Source organism: Cribrihabitans neustonicus (genome assembly GCF_048820895.1).
Lineage (GTDB): Bacteria > Pseudomonadota > Alphaproteobacteria > Rhodobacterales > Rhodobacteraceae > Cribrihabitans_A > Cribrihabitans_A neustonicus.
Map to the genome: position 1 here is coordinate 36,423 of NZ_JBMERQ010000008.1, position 19,164 is coordinate 55,586.

General features: G+C 67.7%; 20 protein-coding genes. 11 read left to right on the forward strand and 9 right to left on the reverse strand.

The genetic code is table 11. From position 1 onward, the window contains the following. Window positions 1–26: 26 nt before the first annotated feature. The 3 genes from mobA to ACOHWE_RS15450 are packed head-to-tail and all read left to right on the forward strand — an operon-like array spanning window position 27 to window position 3,273. Complete coding sequence (gene mobA, locus ACOHWE_RS15440; protein ID WP_420667611.1) at window positions 27–644, forward strand: molybdenum cofactor guanylyltransferase MobA; 618 nt, start codon at window positions 27–29, stop codon at window positions 642–644. Beyond that, window positions 641–1,144, forward strand: a complete 504-nt coding sequence (gene mobB / locus ACOHWE_RS15445) for a molybdopterin-guanine dinucleotide biosynthesis protein B (protein ID WP_420667612.1) — start codon at window positions 641–643, stop codon at window positions 1,142–1,144. The genes mobA and mobB overlap by 4 nt, the downstream gene beginning before the upstream one ends. Then, the gene (locus ACOHWE_RS15450; RefSeq protein WP_420667613.1) at window positions 1,141–3,273 is read left to right on the forward strand and encodes a molybdopterin-binding protein; all 2,133 of its coding nucleotides are present in this window, start codon (window positions 1,141–1,143) and stop codon (window positions 3,271–3,273) included. Before mobB ends, ACOHWE_RS15450 begins: the two co-directional genes overlap by 4 nt. A gap of 197 nt (window positions 3,274–3,470) precedes the next feature. Here the strand turns inward: ACOHWE_RS15450 and ACOHWE_RS15455 are convergent, their stop codons facing one another. From ACOHWE_RS15455 to ACOHWE_RS15465, 3 genes are all read right to left on the reverse strand, one after another. Beyond that, complete coding sequence (locus ACOHWE_RS15455) at window positions 3,471–4,691, reverse strand: hypothetical protein (RefSeq protein ID WP_420667614.1); 1,221 nt, start codon at window positions 4,689–4,691, stop codon at window positions 3,471–3,473. Window positions 4,692–4,716: 25 nt separating this feature from the next. After that, window positions 4,717–5,187 carry a transcription elongation factor GreA gene (gene greA / locus ACOHWE_RS15460; protein ID WP_420667615.1) on the reverse strand — a complete coding sequence of 157 codons (471 nt, stop codon included), beginning with the start codon at window positions 5,185–5,187 and terminating at the stop codon, window positions 4,717–4,719. A gap of 249 nt (window positions 5,188–5,436) precedes the next feature. Continuing rightward, window positions 5,437–5,820: a VOC family protein gene (locus tag ACOHWE_RS15465; protein WP_420667616.1), complete on the reverse strand. Its 384-nt coding sequence runs from the start codon at window positions 5,818–5,820 to the stop codon at window positions 5,437–5,439. 97 nt (window positions 5,821–5,917) lie between these two features. Here ACOHWE_RS15465 and soxR point away from each other — a divergent pair, with 97 nt between their 5' ends. From soxR to ACOHWE_RS15485, 4 genes are all read left to right on the forward strand, one after another. Beyond that, complete coding sequence (gene soxR / locus ACOHWE_RS15470) at window positions 5,918–6,397, forward strand: redox-sensitive transcriptional activator SoxR (RefSeq protein WP_420667617.1); 480 nt, start codon at window positions 5,918–5,920, stop codon at window positions 6,395–6,397. 160 nt (window positions 6,398–6,557) lie between these two features. Continuing rightward, window positions 6,558–8,204 carry an electron transfer flavoprotein-ubiquinone oxidoreductase gene (locus tag ACOHWE_RS15475; protein ID WP_420667618.1) on the forward strand — a complete coding sequence of 549 codons (1,647 nt, stop codon included), beginning with the start codon at window positions 6,558–6,560 and terminating at the stop codon, window positions 8,202–8,204. A 133-nt stretch (window positions 8,205–8,337) separates the two neighbouring features. Beyond that, window positions 8,338–10,065 (forward strand): tetratricopeptide repeat protein, encoded by a 1,728-nt coding sequence (locus tag ACOHWE_RS15480; RefSeq protein WP_420667619.1) that lies wholly within the window; start codon window positions 8,338–8,340, stop codon window positions 10,063–10,065. Beyond that, window positions 10,055–10,897: a 4-(cytidine 5'-diphospho)-2-C-methyl-D-erythritol kinase gene (locus tag ACOHWE_RS15485; protein ID WP_420667620.1), complete on the forward strand. Its 843-nt coding sequence runs from the start codon at window positions 10,055–10,057 to the stop codon at window positions 10,895–10,897. Before ACOHWE_RS15480 ends, ACOHWE_RS15485 begins: the two co-directional genes overlap by 11 nt. A 138-nt stretch (window positions 10,898–11,035) precedes the next feature. Here the strand turns inward: ACOHWE_RS15485 and ACOHWE_RS15490 are convergent, their stop codons facing one another. After that, window positions 11,036–12,034, reverse strand: a complete 999-nt coding sequence (locus tag ACOHWE_RS15490; protein WP_420667621.1) for a polyprenyl synthetase family protein — start codon at window positions 12,032–12,034, stop codon at window positions 11,036–11,038. 56 nt (window positions 12,035–12,090) lie between these two features. On the opposite strand from ACOHWE_RS15490, the gene ACOHWE_RS15495 reads away from it, so the two are divergent. The 3 genes from ACOHWE_RS15495 (at window position 12,091) to ACOHWE_RS15505 (ending at window position 13,546) form a co-directional block, all read left to right on the forward strand. Then, entirely contained in the window at window positions 12,091–12,306 is a 216-nt protein-coding gene (locus tag ACOHWE_RS15495) for a putative signal transducing protein (protein WP_420667622.1), read from the forward strand. 10 nt (window positions 12,307–12,316) lie between these two features. Next, window positions 12,317–13,081 carry a tRNA1(Val) (adenine(37)-N6)-methyltransferase gene (locus ACOHWE_RS15500; protein WP_420667623.1) on the forward strand — a complete coding sequence of 255 codons (765 nt, stop codon included), beginning with the start codon at window positions 12,317–12,319 and terminating at the stop codon, window positions 13,079–13,081. Window positions 13,082–13,372: 291 nt separating this feature from the next. After that, window positions 13,373–13,546: a YdcH family protein gene (locus ACOHWE_RS15505; RefSeq protein ID WP_420667624.1), complete on the forward strand. Its 174-nt coding sequence runs from the start codon at window positions 13,373–13,375 to the stop codon at window positions 13,544–13,546. A 107-nt stretch (window positions 13,547–13,653) separates the two neighbouring features. Here ACOHWE_RS15505 and yddG read toward each other — a convergent pair whose 3' ends face one another. Beyond that, entirely contained in the window at window positions 13,654–14,517 is an 864-nt protein-coding gene (gene yddG, locus ACOHWE_RS15510; RefSeq protein WP_420667625.1) for an aromatic amino acid exporter YddG, read from the reverse strand. Continuing rightward, window positions 14,514–15,461, reverse strand: a complete 948-nt coding sequence (gene gcvA / locus ACOHWE_RS15515) for a transcriptional regulator GcvA (RefSeq protein ID WP_420667626.1) — start codon at window positions 15,459–15,461, stop codon at window positions 14,514–14,516. Before gcvA ends, yddG begins: the two co-directional genes overlap by 4 nt. Window positions 15,462–15,572: 111 nt before the next feature. Between gcvA and ACOHWE_RS15520 the strand changes: the two genes are divergently transcribed. Continuing rightward, a complete protein-coding gene (locus ACOHWE_RS15520; protein ID WP_420667627.1) occupies window positions 15,573–15,725 on the forward strand; it encodes a hypothetical protein in 153 nt (50 codons plus the stop codon). 93 nt (window positions 15,726–15,818) lie between these two features. On the opposite strand, the gene phbB is transcribed toward ACOHWE_RS15520, so the two are convergent. The 3 genes from phbB to ACOHWE_RS15535 form a co-directional block, all read right to left on the reverse strand. After that, on the reverse strand, window positions 15,819–16,541 hold the full coding sequence (phbB, locus tag ACOHWE_RS15525) for an acetoacetyl-CoA reductase (protein ID WP_420667628.1): 723 nt from the start codon (window positions 16,539–16,541) through the stop codon (window positions 15,819–15,821). Between the two features lie 188 nt (window positions 16,542–16,729). Next, on the reverse strand, window positions 16,730–17,905 hold the full coding sequence (locus tag ACOHWE_RS15530; protein WP_420667629.1) for an acetyl-CoA C-acetyltransferase: 1,176 nt from the start codon (window positions 17,903–17,905) through the stop codon (window positions 16,730–16,732). Window positions 17,906–18,228: 323 nt separating this feature from the next. Next, window positions 18,229–19,065 (reverse strand): EAL domain-containing protein, encoded by an 837-nt coding sequence (locus ACOHWE_RS15535; protein ID WP_420667630.1) that lies wholly within the window; start codon window positions 19,063–19,065, stop codon window positions 18,229–18,231. Window positions 19,066–19,164: the final 99 nt, after the last annotated feature.

Here is a 19,164-nt window from a genome sequence, read left to right on the forward strand (position 1 = left end):
TGTTTCCCGGCGCGGGAGGAGACGGCATGACGGAACGGAAGCCTTTGGGCGTGATCCTCGCAGGCGGGCAGGCGACGCGCATGGGCGGCGGCGACAAGGGGGCGCTTGTCCTCGGCGGCCGCAGCATGCTGGACTGGGTGATCGACCGGCTGGGCCCGCAGACGGAGCGGATGGTTCTCAACGCGAACGGCGACCCGGCGCGTTTTGCCGAATACGGGCTGCCGGTGGTGGCCGACAGCCTGCCGGGCTTCCCGGGGCCGCTCGCGGGCGTGCTGGCGGGCATGGAGTGGGCGGCTGCGCAGGGCGCCAGCCATATCGTCACGGCCGCCGCGGACACGCCCTTTTTCCCGGAGGATCTGGTGGCGCGGCTGGCCCGCGCCGCCGAGCGCGCCGCGACCCCGATTGCGCTGGCCGCGACCTATGAGGGGGGGCGCGCCAACCGCCACCCGACCTTTGGCCTCTGGCCCGTGGCCTTGCGCGCGGACCTACGCGCGGCGCTGGAGGGGGGGCTGCGCAAGGTGGTGCTCTGGACCGACAAGCACGGCGCGGCAACCGCGGCTTTCGAGGACGGCGCGTTTTTCAACGTGAACACGCCGGAGGACCTGGCGGAGGCGGAGCGCCGCGTTGCCGAGGGGGAGGTATGAAGCTCTACGGCGTCACCGGCTGGAAGAACAACGGCAAGACCGGGCTGATGGAGCGGCTGGTGGCGGAGTTCACCGCGCGGGGGCTCAGCGTCTCCACCGTCAAGCACGCGCATCACGCGGTCGACGTGGACCAGCCCGGGACCGACAGTTTCCGCCACCGGCAGGCGGGGGCGTCGGAAGTGGTGCTGGCCTCGGCGGGGCGGATCGCCCTGATGCAGGAGCTGCGCGGCACGGCGGAGCCGGCCCTTGCGGAGATCCTCGCCCGGATGCAGCCCGTGGATCTGGTGCTGGTTGAGGGCTACAAGCGCGAGCCTCACCCCAAGGTCGAGGCGCACCGGCAGGCGGCGGGTACGGAGCTGATCGCGCATGGGGACGCCAGCATCCGCGCAGTTGCAAGCGATGTGCCGGATGCGCTGGACTTGGGCGGTGCGCGGCCGGTCTTCCACCTTGATGACACCGCCGCTATTGCCGATTTCATCCTGAAGGACCTCGGGCTGTGAGCGCTTTCGATACCGTGCTCGTTGTGGACTGGTCCGCCGCCAAACGCAGGCCGAAGCGCGAAAGCCGGGATGCGATCTGGCTGGGCGTCGCGCGCGGCGGAGTGGCCGAGCCGCCGGTCTACTGCCGCAGCCGTCAGGAGGCAGAAGCCTGGATTTCGGACTTCTTTGCCCGTGAGCGGGCCGCCGGGCGGCGGGTGCTGGCGGGGTTCGATTTCCCCTTTGCCTGCCCGAAGGGTTTTGCCCGCCGGATCACCGGTTCGGACGACCCGTTTGCGCTCTGGGCCTGGCTGGAGGCGCGCATCGAGGACAGCGTGGACGGCAGCAACAACCGCTTCGACGTGGCCGCGGAGATGAACCGGGCCTTCCCTGGCAAAGGTCCTTTCTGGGGCAAGCCGGAGGAGGGGCGCTGGCCCGATATCCCCTACCGCAAGGGCGGGATCGGCTACGCGGAGGTGGCGGAGCGGCGCCAGGCAGATCTGGCGGCCAAGGCGGCTTCTTCCTGCTTTCAGCTGTTCTTCAACCCGACGGTGGGCAGCCAGATGCTGATGGGTCTGCCGGTCCTGCAGCGGCTGCGGCAGGCCCATGGCCCGGCGGTCTGGCCGTTCGAGCCCGCAGAAGACACCGCGGTGGTCTTTGCCGAGCTTTGGCCCGGGCTGATCGAGCCGGCGGTTAAGGCCGCTTTGGCGGCGGCGGATGAGGACGAGATCCGCGACAGGGTGCAGGTCCGGCTGCTGTCGCAGGCACTCTCGCGGCACCCGCGGGAGGAAATGGCGGAAATGCTGGGAACTTTTCCGCCGGAGGCGCGGGAGGAAGGGTGGATCTTGGGCACAGGTTACGAGAAGCGGCTGACCGCCCTGGCGGCAGGGGACACTGCGCCGCTGGCGCCGCCGCCGCTTGGTAATGATTGTTTTGCCCTGCCCGCGGGCGTCGACTGGACTCCGGTGGATGTGGCGCTTGCGCGGCTGAAGGAACGGCTGCGCCCGGTGACCGGGCAGGAGCGGGCGCCGCTGAGCCAGGCGCTGGGCCGGGTGCTGGCCGCGGACGCGGTGGCGCAGCGTGCCAACCCGCCGCTGCCGAACACCGCGGTGGACGGCTATGGCTTCCGGGGGCCGCTCCCCGAAGGTCCGCACGTTCTGCCGCTGGTCGAAGGCCGGGCCGCCGCCGGGGTGCCCTTTGCGGGCGAGGTGCCGCCGGGCCACGCGATCCGGGTGCTGACCGGCGCCGCGCTGCCTGCGGGCGTGGACACGGTGGTGCTGGAGGAGGACGTGAACAACAACGGCAGGCAGATCGCGCTAAACGGCCCGCTGAAGCGTGGCGCCAACACCCGCAAGGCGGGAGAGGATGTGTCGGAGGGCGCGGTGATCCTGTCCCGTGGCCGGGTGGTGACGCCCGCCGATCTCGCGCTGGCTTCGGCCTGCGGGCTGGCGCAACTCACTGTTCACCTGCCGCTGCGTGTGGGGGTATTGTCAACCGGGGATGAGCTGGTGGAGGCCGGTGAGGCCGCGGCGCCGGGCCAGATCTATGACGCCAACCGGCCGATGCTGCTGGGGCTGGTGCGGCAGCTGGGCTTCACACCCGTTGACCTGGGCCGGGCACCGGATGACCGCGCCGCGCTGCGGGCGCGGCTGGATGCGGCGGCAGGACAGGCAGATGTGATCCTCACTTCCGGCGGGGCCTCGGCGGGGGATGAGGACCATGTCTCGGCCATCCTGCGCGAAACGGGCGCGCTGCAGCACTGGCGCATCGCGCTGAAGCCGGGGCGGCCGCTGGCGCTGGGCATGTGGCAGGGCAAGCCGGTTTTCGGCCTGCCGGGCAACCCGGTGGCGGCACTGGTCTGCACGCTGATCTTTGCGCGCCCGGCGATGGGGCTGATGGCGGGGGCGGGCTGGCAGGAACCGCAGGGCTTTGAGGTTCCGGCAGCGTTCCAGAAACGCAAGAAGCCGGGCAGGCGGGAATACCTGCGCGCCCGTATCCGCGATGGGCAAGCCGAGGTCTTTGCCTCGGAAGGCTCAGGCCGGATCAGCGGGCTCAGCTGGGCGGAAGGGCTGGTGGAGCTGGGCGACGGCGCCGCCGAGATCCGCCCCGGCGATCCGGTGCGCTTCATCCCCTACGGCAGCTTTGCCATGTGAGGGATTTGCTCCCGCCCGTTGCCCGCCCGTCATGGCATGACGCGCAGGCGCCGGTTGGGCCGGGCGCCGCGCTCGCGCGCGGCGGACCGCCGCATCACACGGCTGTATTGCTTTCCCGTGCCGGTTTCTGACCCGGAATACCCCCGCCGGTGGCGGCGCCCGCCAGGGCGCTTTCAGGCCCGCCTGCCCGATTGATCTCAGTCAAAGGTCCCGGCGACCCGCCCCAGGAGCATGAAGGCGCGCGCCGTGCGGGTGCCGCTGAGCGCGGAGATCTCGCTGTCGGAGGCGCCCGCCTCGAACTCTGCGAACATCTGGTCGAAACGGCGCAGGAAGTGGTGTGCGGCGTCGCGGAAGATCGGGTCCTGCTTCATCCGGGCCGCCGCCAGCGACAGAGAGGCGCGGTCGCGCACACCGCCGAGCGCGGCCACAGCGCGGCCGCGCGCGCCCTGCGCGAACTGGCGCCAGATCTCCGGCCGGGCCATGTCGGGGTGCAGGTCATCCATGTAGATGCCGTCCTGGCTCAGCAGGGTGAGCACGTCCTGCGCGGCCTGAATCACCTGCGCCGCCTTGCGGTCCTTCAGGGCTGCGCGCAGGGCGGCGAAGCCCTCCTGGTCCTCGGCGGTCTCCGGGAAGTTCAGGGCCCGGATGAACTGTTCGGCGGGGAGTGGCGGGGCGCCATCGGCGGCCTCGGTCCCCAATGCCAGTGTGCCCTGGCCGGCCGCAGCCATCTCCGCCGCCTGCTCGGGGATCGGCGGGCGCGGCGGCATCCGGCGGCTGGTGTGGAAGGTGGCCAGCGCGGTTTCGGTCTTGCGCGCCGCCTCCGCCAGTTCGTCCAGTTTGCGGCTGACCGAGGGCTCGGCCACCGCCGCATGCTGCTGCGCCTGGGTCAGATAGGTCTTGCGCAGCCCGTCGATCGCGGCCTGGAGCTGCTCGCTCTCCTCCCGCATCACCCGGGCCGAGCGCGCCGCCGACGCCGCGACCCAGAGCATCGCCAGCGGCAGGATTACCGCCAGGAGGACGGTGATCTGGTCGGCCCATTGCTCCAGTCCGCGGTCCTCGGCAGAAAAGTAATAGAGCCCGCCCGCCACCAGCAGCCAGAGCCCGCCGAGCACGATAGCCGCGAGTTCCGCAGCACCTGGGCCGGAGGAGCCGGCTGGCTCGAAGCCGCGCAGCGGCTGGCCCGGGCTTGCGCCGGGCCCGCTGCCGCCTGCTCCGCTGCCGCCTGCTCCGCTGCCGCCCGGTCCGCGGCCTGGCTGGCCGTCGCTGCCCGGCCCGGAGCCAGCTCCAGGAGCCTGTGCGGTGCGGACCGCGCCAATGCCGGAGGGGTGGCCGGAGCCGCCCGGGCCCGCGGTCCCGGCGGCTTGCGCGCCGGGGCTCGTGCCGTCTGGATATGCGCCTGCGTGACTCTGGCCGGACATGGGCCGCTCCCGGTTGCTGCTGGGGTCAGGAATAGTCGATCTTCAGGATTTCATAGGCGCGCTCGCCGCCGGGCGTGCGCACTTCCACACTGTCGCCTTCTTCCTTGCCGATCAAGGCGCGGGCGATCGGGGATTTGATATTCAGCAGCCCGGCCTCGATGTTGGCCTCGTGCTCGCCGACGATCTGCCAGGTCTTCTCCTCGTCGGTGTCTTCGTCCACCACGGTGACCCTGGCGCCGAACTTGATCGCGCCGGAGAGCTTGGCCGGGTTGATCACGTCGGCCAGCGACAGGATGCCTTCCAGCTCCTTGATGCGGCCCTCGATGAAGGACTGCTTTTCGCGCGCCGAGTGGTATTCGGCGTTCTCCGACAGGTCGCCCAGCTCACGCGCTTCGGCGATGGCCTGGATGATTGCCGGGCGTTCGACGGATTTCAGGTTTTTCAGTTCGCTCTCCAGGGCGGTGTGGCCCGCCGGCGTCATCGGGATCTTGTCCATAGGTGTCGTCCAAGTCGTTTGTCTGTGCGTTCATCAGGAAAACCGGAGCCCCGCAGCAGGCAGCTGCGGGGCGTCCGGTTCAGTTGCAATTACCTGACCCAATCCCGGGCCGGATTTCAAGTGGGGGGCTGTGGCCTGCGGCGGGCAAATCCGGCAAAGATGCGGTATTTCATGCCGGCAGGGCGCCCATGCCCCGGAGAATGCGCGGAAAAATGCCGTGGCGCGGGGCGGGCCATCCACAAAAGCAGATCATTCATCATATTGCACCGCCTCGTATTCGACCCCGTCGCCATCGAGGAAGTAGAACCGGCGGCCGGGTTCGTAGTCGGCGTGATTCACCGGCTCGAAGCCCGCCTTCTTCACCGCGGCTTCGGTGGCGTCGAGATCCGCCACCACCACGGCGAGGTGGTTGAGCGCGCCCTTGCGGCTGTAGCGCGGCGGTGCCTCGCCGGGCGCTTCCGCGGGGCGGAACAGGGCGAGGTAGCTGTTTTCGCCGCCCACGTGCACGGTGTAGCCGCCGTTGATCGCCGGGCCTTCCCAGCGGATGTGCCAGCCGAAGACCTCGCCCATCCAGGCGGCAGTGGCCTGCGGGTCGGCGACGGTGATGTTGGCGTGTTCCAGTTGTGCGCTCATCTGCGGATCCTTTTCATGTCTGGTTGCTCTTGATACGACTCACACTAATTTCTAAACCTAACTTGAGCTCAAGCATTTTTTCCGGGGGGCGCGGGAAATGGCGGCACAGGCAGGGATCTCCATCGGCTATCTGGCGAACCGAACCGGGCTCGCGGTTTCGGCAATCCGCTACTACGAGGCGCAGGGGCTGGTGGAGCCCTGGCGCAATGCAGGCGGGCAGCGGCGTTTTCACCGCGCCGACATCCGCCGCCTGAGCTTTGTGATGATCGCGCAGCAGTTCGGCTTTTCGCTGCCGGAAATCCGCGCGCAGCTGAAAAGCCTGCCGGGCGGGCGCACGCCGACGCCGCAGGACTGGGCGAGGCTCTCAGAAGGGTTCCGCGCGCATCTCGATGCGCGAATCGAAACCCTGACCAAGCTGCGCGACAATCTTGACGGCTGCATCGGCTGCGGCTGTCTGTCGCTGCCCAAATGCGCGCTCTACAACCCGGCCGATGCGGCAGCGCAGAAAGGCAAGGGGCCCCGCTATCTTCTGGGTGATGCGCCTGAGGCAGGCACCGGGGCGGAAAACGATGCCTGAATGACGAAAACAGGCGTTCATTTTGCCGCGGAACCCTGTTCTACAGGGTCCTGACGCAGAGTTTGGATTGACCAGCACGGCCGCCAAACGCTAAGCACCCGCGAAAGAAAATTACGCCCTTCCGGTGGGGCCGGTAGCGAAATAGCCAAGGAGCACCTCTATGGCCGAGATTGAACGCGAAGCGATGGAATATGATGTGGTGATCGTGGGGGCCGGCCCCGCCGGTCTCTCGGCCGCCATCCGCCTCAAGCAGCTGGACGCCGACTTGCAGGTGGTCGTGCTGGAGAAGGGCTCGGAAGTGGGCGCGCATATCCTGTCGGGCGCGGTGCTGGACCCCTGCGGGCTGGATGCGCTGATCCCCGACTGGAAGGAAAAGGGCGCGCCGCTGAACGTGCCGGTGGAGGAAGACAACTTCTACATGCTGGGCGAGGCGGGCCAGGTCCGCATCCCCAACTTCCCGATGCCGCCCCTGATGAACAACCACGGCAACTACATCGTCTCCATGGGCAATGTCTGCCGCTGGATGGCGGAGCAGGCCGAGGAGCTGGGTGTGGAGATCTTCCCGGGTATGGCGTGCTCGGAGCTGGTCTATGGCGACAACGGCGAGGTGAAGGGCGTGGTCGCGGGCGAGTTCGGCAAGAACCCGGACGGCACACCCGGCCCGTCCTACGAACCCGGCATGGAGCTGCACGGCAAGTATGTCTTCCTGGGCGAGGGTGTGCGCGGTTCGCTGTCCAAGGAAGTGATCGCCAAATACGGCCTGTCGGACGGCAAGGAGCCGCAGAAATACGGGCTCGGCATGAAGGAGATCTGGGAAATCGACCCCGCCAAGCACAAGGCGGGCCGCGTCTCCCACACCATGGGCTGGCCGCTGGGCGGCAACGCGGGCGGCGGGTCGTTCATCTATCACCTCGACAACAACCAGGTCTATGTCGGTTTCGTGGTGCACCTGAACTACAAGAACCCCTATCTGTTCCCCTACATGGAGTTCCAGCGCTTCAAGCATCACCCGATGGTTGCGGAGCTTCTGAAGGGCGGCAAGCGCGTGGCCTACGGCGCACGGGCGATCACCGAGGGCGGCTGGCAGTCGCTGCCCAAGCTGGTGGCACCGGGCGTGGCGCTGCTGGGCTGTGCCGCGGGCATGGTCAACGTGCCGCGCATCAAGGGCAACCACAACGCGATGCTGTCGGGCAAGGCTGCCGCCGAGGCCGCGTTCGCGGCCATCAAGGCCGACCGCGCGGGTGACGAGCTGGCAGCATATGAGACCGAAGTGCGAGAGGGCGCCATCGGCGAAGACCTGAAGAAGGTGCGCAACGTGAAGCCGATGTGGTCGAAGTGGGGCCTCACCGCGTCCCTGATGCTGGGCGGGCTCGACATGTGGACCAACACCTTTGGCTTTTCGCTGTTCGGCACCCTGGGCCACGGCAAGAACGACGCCGAAGCCACCGAAGAGGCCAGCAGGCACAAGGAAATCGACTATCCGAAGCCCGACGGCGTGCTGTCCTTCGACCGGCTCACCAACGTCAGCTTCTCGATGACCAACCACGAGGAAAGCCAGCCGTGCCACCTGCGGCTCGGCAATCAGGACACGCCGATCAAGGTGAACCTGCCGAAATACGCTGAACCCGCGCAGCGCTACTGCCCGGCCGGGGTCTATGAGGTGGTGGAGAAGGACGGCCAGCCGGAGTTCGTCATCAACTTCCAGAACTGCGTCCACTGCAAGACCTGCGACATCAAGGATCCCTCGCAGAACATCAACTGGACCACCCCACAGGGCGGTGACGGGCCAAACTACCCGAACATGTGAACCGCCGCGCCGGAAACGGCGGGGTTTCGCCGGAAAACAGGGGGCGGCCAGGCGGCCGCCCCATTGCGTGCAGGGGCCGCGCACACTACGATTTCAACCGAGCAGTGACATAACACGTAGAGGGAGGCCCCGCGTGCCCCGATCCTTTTTTCGCCCCTTCCGTGGCGCGGCGCTGGCCGCAGTGGCCGCTATCTCCGCCGCAGGGCCCATGGCCCACGCAGGCGGGCTGGCGGGTTCCTACCTGGCCGGGCGGGCGGCCACCTATGACAGCGATTTCGTCTCCGCCGCGCTCTACTACACGCAGGCTCTGGCACGCGATCCCCAGAACCCGGTGCTGATGGAGAATCTGGTATTCGCGCAGCTGGCGATGGGCCAGATTGATGCCGCGGTGCCGGTGGCTGAGCGGCTGTGGCAGATCGGCGCCCGCAGCCAGGCCGCCAATATCGTGATGGCGGGCAACTTTGCCCGCCGCGGCGACTTCCAGGCGATCCTCGACCGCGACCTGTCCCGCCAGGCGATCCATCCGCTGGTGGACGGCTTACTGGAGGGCTGGGCGCATATGGGCACGGGCTCGGTTTCCAGCGCGCTCAAACGCTTCGACGAACTGGCGGAAGACGGCAGCCTCCGGCCTTTCGTGCTCTACCACCGGGCGCTGGCGCTGGCCTCGGCGGGTGATTACGGCGGCGCCGAGGAGCTGTTTGCCGCCGACGACGGCCAACTCACCGGGCTCAGCCGCCGCGCCGCCATTGCGCGGGTGCAAATCCTGTCGCAGCTGGGGCGGACCGAAAAGGCGCTCACAGTGCTCGGGGAAAGTTTCGGCAGCCGGCTCGACCCCGGCCTGGATCGGCTGGCCACGGCGCTGGAGGCAGGCGAGACCCTCCCCTTTACCATCGCGCCGAGCGCACGGGATGGCGTGGCCGAGGTGTTCTTCACGCTGGGTGCAGCGCTGAATGGGGACACTGCTGATGACTACGTGCTGATGTATGTCCGCATGGCCGCCGCGGTCAGTCCCGAGCATGCCGATGCCATCCTCCTGAGCGCGGGGCTGCTGGACCGGCTCGGCCGGTACGAACTGTCGGTGGCGACCTACAAGCAGGTGCCAGCGGGGCACCCGGATCACCACGCCGCGGAACTGGGCCGGGCCGAGGCGCTGCGCCGTGCCGCGAAGCCCGATGCCGCGATCGAGGTGCTCGAGCAGCTGGCACGCGACTACCCCGACCATGCCGGCGTCTACGTGAGCCTCGGTGACCTGCTGCGGCAGCAGGAGAATTACGCCGCCGCCGCGCGTGCCTATGACAAGGCGCTGGCCGTCACGCCGGAGGATGACGGCAGCCGCTGGTTCCTGCTCTACGCCCGCGGCATCTGCCACGAGCGGCTGGGCCACTGGGAGCAGGCGGAGGCCGATTTCCGCGCCTCCCTGGCCCTGGACCCGGACCGGCCCCAGGTGCTGAACTACCTCGGCTACTCGCTGGTGGAACAGCGCAGCAAGCTGGACGAAGCGCTTGAGATGATCGAGCGGGCAGTCGCCGCGCGCCCCGACAGCGGGTATATCGTCGACTCCCTGGGCTGGGTGCTCTACCGGCTCGGCCGCTTCGAGGAGGCTGTGGGCCACATGGAGCGCGCGGTGGAGCTGATGCCGGTGGACCCGGTGGTGAACGACCACCTTGGCGATGTCTACTGGGCGGTGGGCCGCAAGCGCGAGGCGGAATTCCAGTGGAGGCGGGCGCTCTCCTTCATTGACCCCGAAGACAGCGACGGCGAGGCCGACCCGGAGCGGATCCGGCGCAAGCTGAAGGTGGGGCTGGATGCGGTGCTGGCGGAGGAGGGCAGTGCCCCCCTGAAGGTGGCCAATGACGGTTGAGGCATTTGCGCCCGCCAAGATCAACCTCACACTGCACGTGACCGGCCGCCGCGCGGACGGTTATCACCTGCTGGACTCGCTGGTGGTCTTTGCTGATGTGGGCGACCGCATCAGCGCCAGCCCGGCGGAGGCGCAGAGCCTCCAGGTGGAAGGGCCGATGGCGGCGGGGGTGCCGGCGGACGGCAGCAACCTGATGCTGCGCGCGGCCCGGCTGATCGCGGGCGGCCAGGCGCGGGGCGCGGCGCTGCACTTGGACAAGCACCTGCCGATGGCGGCGGGCATCGGCGGCGGCTCTGCGGATGCGGCGGCGGCGCTGAAGGCGCTGTCGGAGCTCTGGCAGCAGCCCATGCCCGCGGCTGGGGACGTGCTGCAGCTTGGCGCTGACCTGCCGGTGTGCCTCGCCGCCCCGGTCCCGCAGCGGATGCGCGGCACAGGTGAGCGGCTGGATGCACTGCCGCCGCTGCCGGACTGCGGCATCCTGCTGGTGAACCCGGGCGTCGCGGTGGCCACGCCTGCGGTTTTCAAAGCGCTCACGCAGCGCGGGAACCCGCCAATGCCCGATGCGCTGCCGCGCTGGCAAAGCGCTGAGGAGCTGGCGGAGTGGCTTGGACAGCAACGCAACGACCTGCAGGCCCCGGCCGAAGCACTGGCGCCACAGATCTCTGGCGTTCTGGCTGCGCTGCGCCGCACCCAATGCCTGCATGCAGGCATGTCCGGCTCCGGCGCCACGTGCTTTGCGCTCTACGTCAGCCGGGCCGGAGCACAGGCGGCACTCAGCCAGGTCCGCCGCGCCCGCCCGGGGTGGTGGGCCGCCGCTGGCACCCTTCTCTGACACCGGCAGGGGAGTGTTTCCGCGCGCGGCGGGGGCGTCCCGCAGGGCCTGAACCTCTTCTTCTTGCCAAAAATATCCCGGGGGTGAGGCCGCAGGCCGAGGGGGCAGAGCCCCCTCTTTGCCGATGCCCCTGAGGGCTCAGTTCAGCCGGGCCACCACGTAACCCGCCAGGTCATGCAGCACCTCGCGCAGCGGATGCTCCGGGAGGACCGAGAGTGCCGATTTGGCCTTATCCGCCCAGGCCATCGCGTCCGCACGGGTTGCGTCCAGCGTGCCGTATTTTGCCATCAGCGCCAGCGCCTCTTCGAGGTCGCCCTCCTGCTGGCGGCCCTTTTCGATGGTGCGGGTCCAGAAGGCGCGCTCGTCCCCGGTGGCCTCGGCCACAGCCTTGATCACCGGCAGGGTCAGTTTGCGCTCGCGGAAGTCATCGCCCACGTTCTTTCCGGTGGCCTTGCTGTCGCCCTGGTAATCCAGCAGATCATCGGCGATCTGGAAAGCAATTCCCAGCGCATCGCCGTAGTCGAACAGCGCCTTCACCTGCGCCTCGGGCGCGCCAGAGATCACCCCGCCCACTTCGGTCGCAGCCGAGAACAGCGCCGCGGTCTTGCCGCGCACCACTTGCAGGTAGATGTCTTCGTCGGTCTTGAGGTTCGACGCCGCGGTCATCTGCAGCACCTCGCCCTCGGCGATGGTGGCGGAGGCATTGGCGAGGATGTCGAGCACCCGCAAAGATCCGGTCTCCACCATCAGCTGGAAGCTGCGGGCAAAGAGGTAGTCGCCGACCAGAACAGAACTCTTGTTGTCCCAGAGCAGGTTGGCGGTGGGGCGGCCGCGCCGCTGGGCGCTTTCGTCGACCACGTCGTCATGCAGCAGCGTCGCGGTGTGGATGAACTCCACCGTCGCGGCGAGCCGGATGTGATGCTCGCCCTCGTAGCCGCAGAGCCGGGCGGCCGCGAGCGTCAGCATCGGGCGCAGGCGCTTGCCGCCTGCTTCGACCAGATGCGCGGTCACCTCAGGGATGCGGGGGGCGTGGCGGGAGGCCATGCGGGTGCGGATCAGCGAATTAACCGCGTCCAGTTCCTGGCTGAGCGTGGCGGCCAGCATCTCGTGCGGCTTCTTGTTCATGACTTGGTCCATCACATTCCTGCTTGCAAGCCTCGACAATCCGGCGGGCTTGCCCTTAGATCCATCCCATGAAGGAACTCCTGCGCAGCACCGATCCAACCGTCTTGGCCTTTGCCTCAGCCCTTCTTGAGGGAGAGGATATAGACTGCTTTCAAATCGACGTAAACATGAGCGTCCTGGAGGGCAGCATAGGCATTCTGCCGCGGCGGCTGATGGTGCGGGAAGCGGATTATGACGCCGCATGTGTGGTGATGGCGGACAATGAAATCCCGCTGGGCCGGTGATGCCGAGGCGATGAGCGCATTTTCAGACAATGAGTTGAGCCGCAACGGTTTCCTCGGCGGCCGGGTGCAGCTGTGGCAGCCGCTGAAGGGTTACCGTGCGGGCGCCGATCCGGTGCTCCTGGCGGCGGCAGTGCCGGCGCGGGCGGGGCAGTCGGTGCTGGAGCTTGGCTGCGGCGCGGGGCAGGCGCTTCTGTGCCTTGCGGCGCGGGTGCCGGGCCTGGATCTGGCGGGGGTGGAGCTGCAGCCCGCCTATGCGGCGCTGGCGCGGCGCAATGCGGCGGAGAACGGCGCGGAGCTCACCGTCTGGGAGGCGGATCTGGCAGCTTTGCCCGCCGATCTGAAGCAGCGCCGCTTCGACCACGTGATCGCCAACCCGCCCTACTACCGCGCGGGCGCCCACAGCCCGGCGCAGGATGCGGGCCGCCGCACCGCGCTGGGCGAGGCGACGCCGCTGTCGGACTGGATCGCCGCCGCGGCGCGGCGGCTCTTGCCGAAAGGGTATTTGCACATGATCCAGCGTGCCGACCGGCTGCCGGAAATGCTGAGCGCCTGCGAGGGGCGGCTGGGCTCGCTTGAGGTGCTGCCGCTGGCACCGCGCGCAGGCAAGGCCGCGGAGCTGGTGATCCTGCGGGCGCGCAAGGAGGGCCGGGCGGCGTTCTGCCTGCATGCGCCGCTCATCCTGCACGAAGGCACACGGCACGAAGGAGACGGGGAGAGCTACCGCCCTGAGCTGCGCGCCGTGCTGCGCGATGGTGCGGCGCTCAACTGGCCTTAAGCCGGGCCGATCCCACGGTGCAAGGGCGTGAAGGCTGGAGCAGCGGGGCGCTGAAACTGCGAGCCCTGCTGAAGCCGCCGATATGGTGGCCTGCGCGGTCCGCTTCAACCATTGCGGCACTGCGGCGCGGGCCGCTCTGCCACTCTCTGCCCCTTGGCGCAACATTATGAGCGATGAACAGCCTATATGACAATTTCATGACAAAAATGCTGCGGCTGCGGCGTGACAGGCGGCAGTTCTTGTGCTCCACTCGATGTGTTCAACAATCTAGCTCAATGAAGGAGGAGTGCCATGAGCCTCAGCTCGCACCTGACCGAACTTAAGAAGAAGCACGAGCACCTGAGCATGGAAGTGGAACACGCCCAACGGTCGCCGAGTACCGACGGGTTGCAGATCGCAAAGATGAAAAAGCAGAAGCTCAAGCTGAAGGAAGAGATTGAGCGCCTGGCTGCCGAGACAGCCTGAGGTTCCCGCCGGGCCAAGGCCCGGGTTTGAAGCGGAGGGCCAGCCGAACGGGGCGGCCCTCTTTTTTGTGCGCCGGGAACTATGTGCCGCGCAGCTGCGCCCGTGGCTCAGGCTGCGGCGCTTGACCTGGCCGCAATCAGTGCGCCGAAAGTGATCAGCGCTGCCGCCAGCGCCAGGCTCCAGGAAGCGGCGGCGATTCCTGCCATGACCAGGATCAGCGTCGACAGCAGGGGGGCGGCATAGGAGCTGGTGCCGAGCATCTGGATATCGCCCTGTTTCACCCCGATGTCCCAGACATAGAAGGCAAGCCCCACCGGTCCTAGCCCAAGCAGCAGCGTCGCGCCCCACCCCAGGGCGCCGGCGGGCCAGACCGTCTCCTCCAATGCGAAATGCAGCCCCCAGGAGGCCGCGGCGGTGGCGAGGCAAAAGACCGCGACCGAGCTGGTCGGCGCATGGCCGACGCGGCGCGACAAGACCGAGTAGCTGGACCAGGTGAGCGCGCAGAGGAGCGCGAGCCCGTAGCCCGGCAGGTATTGCGCCTGAAAGCCTTCGCCGCCGCCCGAGATGATGGTGGCCGCACCGCCGAAGCCCAAAACCGCTCCGATCAGATGCCCTGGCTTCAGCCGCTCCCCCGGCAGCAGGCCGGAGAACAGAACGATCAGCAGCGGCCAGAGATAGGCAATCAGCCCGGCTTCTGCCGCGGGTGCGAGGCGCAGGGCCGAGAAATAGAGCGCGTGGTAGCCGAACAGGCCCAGCGTGCCGAAAGCGTAGACCTTGAGCGGCACGGTGCGCAGCTGGCCCAGCTTGCCCGCGGCGGCGGTCCAGATCAGCCCCAGCGTGCCGCCGATGGTGAAGCACAGCGCGTTCAGCAGCAAGGGCGGCGCGGGTTCCGATCCGACGGTGAGCAAGGCGAGCAGCGACCACAGGAGAACAGCAATAAAGCCGATGGCGGTCGCGCGGGTCTTGGTCATGGCGGGGGAATGTCCTCAACTGGGATGATCTCAAATGCCTCCGAGACGTAGGCGGTTTTTGCAATCTCGGCAACAAACCAATCGCGGAAGGCGGCGATCTGGGGGCGGGTCTCGGTGCCCGGGGCGCAGAGGAAGCGGAAGTGTGCCTTGGTCTGGATCGCGGTCTTGAAAGGGGCGACGAGCCGGCCCGCGTGCAGGTCGGTGACCGCCATGCCGCGCCGCCCCAGCGCCACGCCGGCACCAGCAAGGGCGGCGTCGATGGCGTGGTCGGCCTGGGAAAAATGCGCGCCGTGGGTGGGCGTGAAGCTGATCCCCTGGCTGCGGAACCAGGCGGGCCAGTCGCAGGGCGGGTCGAGGAAGGCAACCGATTCATCGAAGATCAGCGGCGCCTCCATCAGGCTTTCTGGCGTGGTGTAGCGCTCGGCCAGCTCGGGCGTCATCACCGGGGTCATCCACTCCGGCGGCACTTCGACCGAGTAGAATCCGCCCTCCTCGCCATAGCCGAAGCGGATCGCCACATCGATATCGTCGCGCTGGAAGTCGAGCACCCTGAGCGTGGCGGAGAACCTGAGGTCGATCTCCGGATGCGCGCGGGCGAACTCGTAAAGCCGCGGTGCCAGCCACTTGGCGGTGAGCCCGGGGCCTGCGGTCACCGTTAGCGTGGTGTTGTCCTGCAGGCGGCGGGTGGCGCGCCAGGCAGCGGTGAGCGCGGCAAAACCCTCGGCGGTGCCGGGCTGCAGGGTACGGCCGACCTCGGTCAGCTCCACCGCCCGGTTCAGGCGCCGGAACAGCGGCTCGCCCAGGTGCTCCTCCAGCGATTTGATCTGGAAGGAAAGCGCGGCAGGCGTCACGTTCAGCTCCGCCGCCGCCTTGGCAAAGGACATGTGGCGGGCGGCGGCCTCGAAGGCACGCAGGGCGGTGAGAGGGGGCAGGCGGTCACGCATGGTCACATAAGTACAGCTTAACTGAGGCGGTGAAAACTCTCGTTTGTATGCTTCCGGAGCGGGCCGCATATTGGGCACAGTCAAGAGTTCCTGATCCAAGAGGAGGCCGAGATGCTGGAGTATACTGCCAATGCCGCCGTCAAAGCCGGCTTTGCCCGGGCGCATGAGGCGCGCGGCGCCGTGCTGAAACAGGCTTGGCGCTGGCTGGTGGCGCGGCGCATCCCGCTGGGTGGCCACCGCACCGCAGTTTCCCGCTGGGCCTGAGCGCGCCAGGTCCTTACGGGATTGGAAAAGGGCCGGCCCCGCAGGGCCGGCCCTTGCCGTATTGGGATACGCGGCAGAATGCGCCGCCGCTAATCACACGAAGAACTGCGCGCCGTTGGCGGAGATCGTCGAGCCGTTGATGAAGCCCGCGTCGTCAGACGCCAGGAAGGCCACGCAGCGGGCGATTTCCTCGGGTTCGCCCAGGCGGCCGGCCGGGATCTGGCCGATGATCGATTCGCGCACCTTTTCCGGCACCGCCATCACCATCTCAGTCGCGATATAGCCGGGGCAGACTGCGTTGGCGGTGATGCCCGCGCGCGCGCCTTCCTGCGCCAGCGACTTCACGATGCCGAGATCACCCGCCTTGGTCGCGGCATAGTTCACCTGGGCGAATTGCCCCTTCTGGCCGTTGATCGAGGAGATCACGATGACGCGGCCGAACTTGCGCTCGCGCATGCCGGGCCAGACCGGGTGCACGGTGTTGAAGACGCCGGTCAGATTGGTGTCGATCACCTCGTGCCACTGTTCCGGGGTCATCTTGTGGAAGGGGGCGTCGCGGGTGATGCCTGCGTTGGCGACCACGATGTCGATCGGACCCAGCTCCTCTTCGACCTTGGCAATGCCGGCCTTGCTCTCTTCATAGCTGGCGGCGTTCCACTTGTAAGTCTTGATGCCAGTTTCCTCGGTGAACTTGGCGGCCGCGTCGTCATTACCGGCATAGGTCGCGGCGACCTGGCAGCCCTGCTCCTTCAGCGCCTTGGAAATTGCTGCGCCGATGCCGCGGGAGCCGCCGGTGACGAGTGCGATACGTGCCATTCGAGTTTCCTCCAGATTTCAATACTCGGTAATCTTGCTATCGTTTCGGATGTATTTGAGCAACAATATTTCGTGCAGGTTTTTGCTGCGCTGCCGCATAAAATTGTCGCACCACGCCCATACCGCTGGCGTGTAACAAAAAAAGGACGCCCAATGGGCGTCCTTCGATATCAGCGCTGCGCTATCCCTCAGGGACGCTCCACGCACATGGCGACACCCATGCCGCCGCCGATGCACAGTGTGGCGAGCCCCTTCTTGGCGCCGCGCCGCTTCATCTCGAACAGAAGCGTGTTCAGCACCCGGCAGCCGGAAGCGCCGATCGGGTGGCCGATGGCGATGGCGCCGCCGTTCACGTTCACGATCGACGGATCCCAGCCCATGTCCTTGTTCACGGCGCATGCCTGGGCGGCGAAGGCCTCGTTGGCTTCAACCAGGTCCAGGTCATTCACCGACCAGCCTGCCTTTTCCAGCGCCTTGCGCGAGGCATAGACCGGGCCGACGCCCATGATCGACGGATCGAGGCCGGCAGTCGCGTAGGAGACAATCCGGGCGAGCGGCTCGATGCCGCGCTTCTCCGCTTCATCGGCGCTCATCAGCAGCGTCGCGGCGGCGCCGTCGTTAAGGCCGGAGGCGTTGGCCGCGGTGACCGAACCGTCCTTGGTGAAGGCCGGGCGCAGTTTCTGCATCGCCTCGATAGTGGCGCCGTGGCGGATGTACTCGTCCTGATCCACCACGGTCTCGCCCTTGCGGTGCTTGACGGTGAAGGGGGTGATCTCGTCGGCGAATTTGCCCGCCTTCTGAGCCGCTTCGGCCTTGTTCTGCGAGGCGACGGCGAATTCGTCCTGCATGTCGCGGGAGATCTGCCACTGCTCGGCCACGTTCTCGGCGGTCTGGCCCATGTGGTAGCCGTTGAAGGCGTCCCAGAGGCCGTCGCGGATCATCGTGTCGATGTATTTCATGTCGCCCATCTTGTGGCCCGCGCGCAGATGCGCGGCATGGGGGGAGAGGGTCATGTTCTCCTGCCCGCCGGCAGCGACGATGGAGGCATCGCCAAGCTGGATGTGCTGGGCGCCGAGCGCCACGGCGCGAAGGCCCGAGCCGCACACCTGGTTGATGCCCCAGGCAGCGCTTTCCTTGGGCAGGCCGGCGTTGATATGAGCCTGGCGGGCCGGGTTCTGGCCCTGGGCCGCGGTCAGCACCTGGCCGAGAATGGTTTCCGACACTTCGGATTTGTCGACGCCAGCACGCGCCACCACCGCTTCCAGCACTGCAGCGCCAAGGTCATGCGCCGGCGTGTTGGCGAAGGCGCCGCCAAAGGAGCCGACGGCGGTGCGCGCGGCGGATGCGATTACAACATTGGTCATTGATCTGGGTCCTCTGCCATCATTTGTCTGCCGGAAAAGCGGCGTCGCGCCGTGCAGGGCATCGGGCGCAGCGGCCGGGTTTCCTCCCATGTCCGGATGCAGGCATAACGCTTTGCTGCACCTGCAGCAATGGACAGGGTGTCTCATGCCCCGTGGCGGTGTCAACCGCAGGAAGCGCAGCCAGTGCGGGGAAATCCGCCAAGCGGCGCTTCGGGCGGACCGCCGAAACACCGGCCCTTCGCGTGGAGCCTCGGTTCGGAGTATCTGGGAAAGATGGAAGGCGGGGGCTGGCAGAAGCCAGCCCGGCGGAGCGTCCCGCGGGCCTAGCTGCCGCTGCGCCGCTTCATCGCCTCGACCCAGGGCGGCGTCACCGAGGGTGCGCCGTAGAGGAATCCCTGCAGGCAGTCGACGCCAATGGAGACCAGGAACTCGGCCTCGTCCGGCCGTTCCACCGATTCGGCGACGGTGAGCATGTCGAACTGCTTGGCGATGCTGACCAGCGCCCGCACCACCGCCTGGTTGTCGTGGTTGGCGTGCACGCCGCGGATGAACTGGCCGTCGATCTTCACCGCGTCGAAGAACAGCTGGCGGAAGTGGCCGATCGCCGTGGTTCCGGCGCCGAAGTTATCCAGCGCGAAGGCGATGCCGTGCTGCTGCATCCGGCCCATGAAGTCAGTCACCAGCTCGGGCGCGGCCATGGCGGAAGATTCGCTGATTTCCAGCACCAGCCTCTCCCCCAGGGTGGAATCGCGCTTGAGAATCCGCTCCAGCACCCGGGTCCAGGGCTGATAGCCGATTGAGCGTGCCGACATGTTGACCGACAGGCGGATGTCCGGGAAGCGTTCCAGCGCCTGCAGCCCGTGCTTCAGCGCCAGGCAGTCAAGCTCGCGGCCAAGCTCTTTGTCTTCCACCAGATGGAAGAAATCCCGTGCGGGGATCACCCGGCCGGTGGCGTCCAGCACCCGGATGTAGCCCTCGTAAAAGGCGGTGCCATGCGGCGGCATCGCCTGCATCACTGGCTGGTAGGCCAGCACCGTTTGGCCGTGCCGCACCGCCTCCTCCACCATGTCGAGCGTCGACCGGTCGCGGGTGGTCACCGCCGCGCTAAGCGGGTTGTCGGCCCCCTCGGGCAGATCTGCGGCTTGGAGGTGCTTGCTCATCTCTGTATTTTTCCCTGTTTCGGCCCGGGCAGGGCCCAGTATGCGGCTGCCTGCACCCTGGCGCAAAAGGGTTGCTGGGGAATTAAAGGCGGCATTTTC

What these genes read in the sequence shown, in the direction of transcription:
- mobA (WP_420667611.1), top strand. Translation starts at nt 27, where the DNA reads ATGACGGAACGGAAGCCTTTGGGCGTGATCCTCGCAGGCGGGCAGGCG.
- mobB (WP_420667612.1), top strand. Translation starts at nt 641, where the DNA reads ATGAAGCTCTACGGCGTCACCGGCTGGAAGAACAACGGCAAGACCGGG.
- ACOHWE_RS15455 (WP_420667614.1), bottom strand. Translation starts at nt 4,691, where the DNA reads ATGTCCGGCCAGAGTCACGCAGGCGCATATCCAGACGGCACGAGCCCC.
- greA (WP_420667615.1), bottom strand. Translation starts at nt 5,187, where the DNA reads ATGGACAAGATCCCGATGACGCCGGCGGGCCACACCGCCCTGGAGAGC.
- ACOHWE_RS15465 (WP_420667616.1), bottom strand. Translation starts at nt 5,820, where the DNA reads ATGAGCGCACAACTGGAACACGCCAACATCACCGTCGCCGACCCGCAG.
- soxR (WP_420667617.1), top strand. Translation starts at nt 5,918, where the DNA reads ATGGCGGCACAGGCAGGGATCTCCATCGGCTATCTGGCGAACCGAACC.
- ACOHWE_RS15475 (WP_420667618.1), top strand. Translation starts at nt 6,558, where the DNA reads ATGGCCGAGATTGAACGCGAAGCGATGGAATATGATGTGGTGATCGTG.
- ACOHWE_RS15485 (WP_420667620.1), top strand. Translation starts at nt 10,055, where the DNA reads ATGACGGTTGAGGCATTTGCGCCCGCCAAGATCAACCTCACACTGCAC.
- ACOHWE_RS15490 (WP_420667621.1), bottom strand. Translation starts at nt 12,034, where the DNA reads ATGGACCAAGTCATGAACAAGAAGCCGCACGAGATGCTGGCCGCCACG.
- ACOHWE_RS15495 (WP_420667622.1), top strand. Translation starts at nt 12,091, where the DNA reads ATGAAGGAACTCCTGCGCAGCACCGATCCAACCGTCTTGGCCTTTGCC.
- ACOHWE_RS15500 (WP_420667623.1), top strand. Translation starts at nt 12,317, where the DNA reads ATGAGCGCATTTTCAGACAATGAGTTGAGCCGCAACGGTTTCCTCGGC.
- ACOHWE_RS15505 (WP_420667624.1), top strand. Translation starts at nt 13,373, where the DNA reads ATGAGCCTCAGCTCGCACCTGACCGAACTTAAGAAGAAGCACGAGCAC.
- yddG (WP_420667625.1), bottom strand. Translation starts at nt 14,517, where the DNA reads ATGACCAAGACCCGCGCGACCGCCATCGGCTTTATTGCTGTTCTCCTG.
- gcvA (WP_420667626.1), bottom strand. Translation starts at nt 15,461, where the DNA reads ATGCGTGACCGCCTGCCCCCTCTCACCGCCCTGCGTGCCTTCGAGGCC.
- ACOHWE_RS15520 (WP_420667627.1), top strand. Translation starts at nt 15,573, where the DNA reads ATGCTGGAGTATACTGCCAATGCCGCCGTCAAAGCCGGCTTTGCCCGG.
- phbB (WP_420667628.1), bottom strand. Translation starts at nt 16,541, where the DNA reads ATGGCACGTATCGCACTCGTCACCGGCGGCTCCCGCGGCATCGGCGCA.
- ACOHWE_RS15530 (WP_420667629.1), bottom strand. Translation starts at nt 17,905, where the DNA reads ATGACCAATGTTGTAATCGCATCCGCCGCGCGCACCGCCGTCGGCTCC.
- ACOHWE_RS15535 (WP_420667630.1), bottom strand. Translation starts at nt 19,065, where the DNA reads ATGAGCAAGCACCTCCAAGCCGCAGATCTGCCCGAGGGGGCCGACAAC.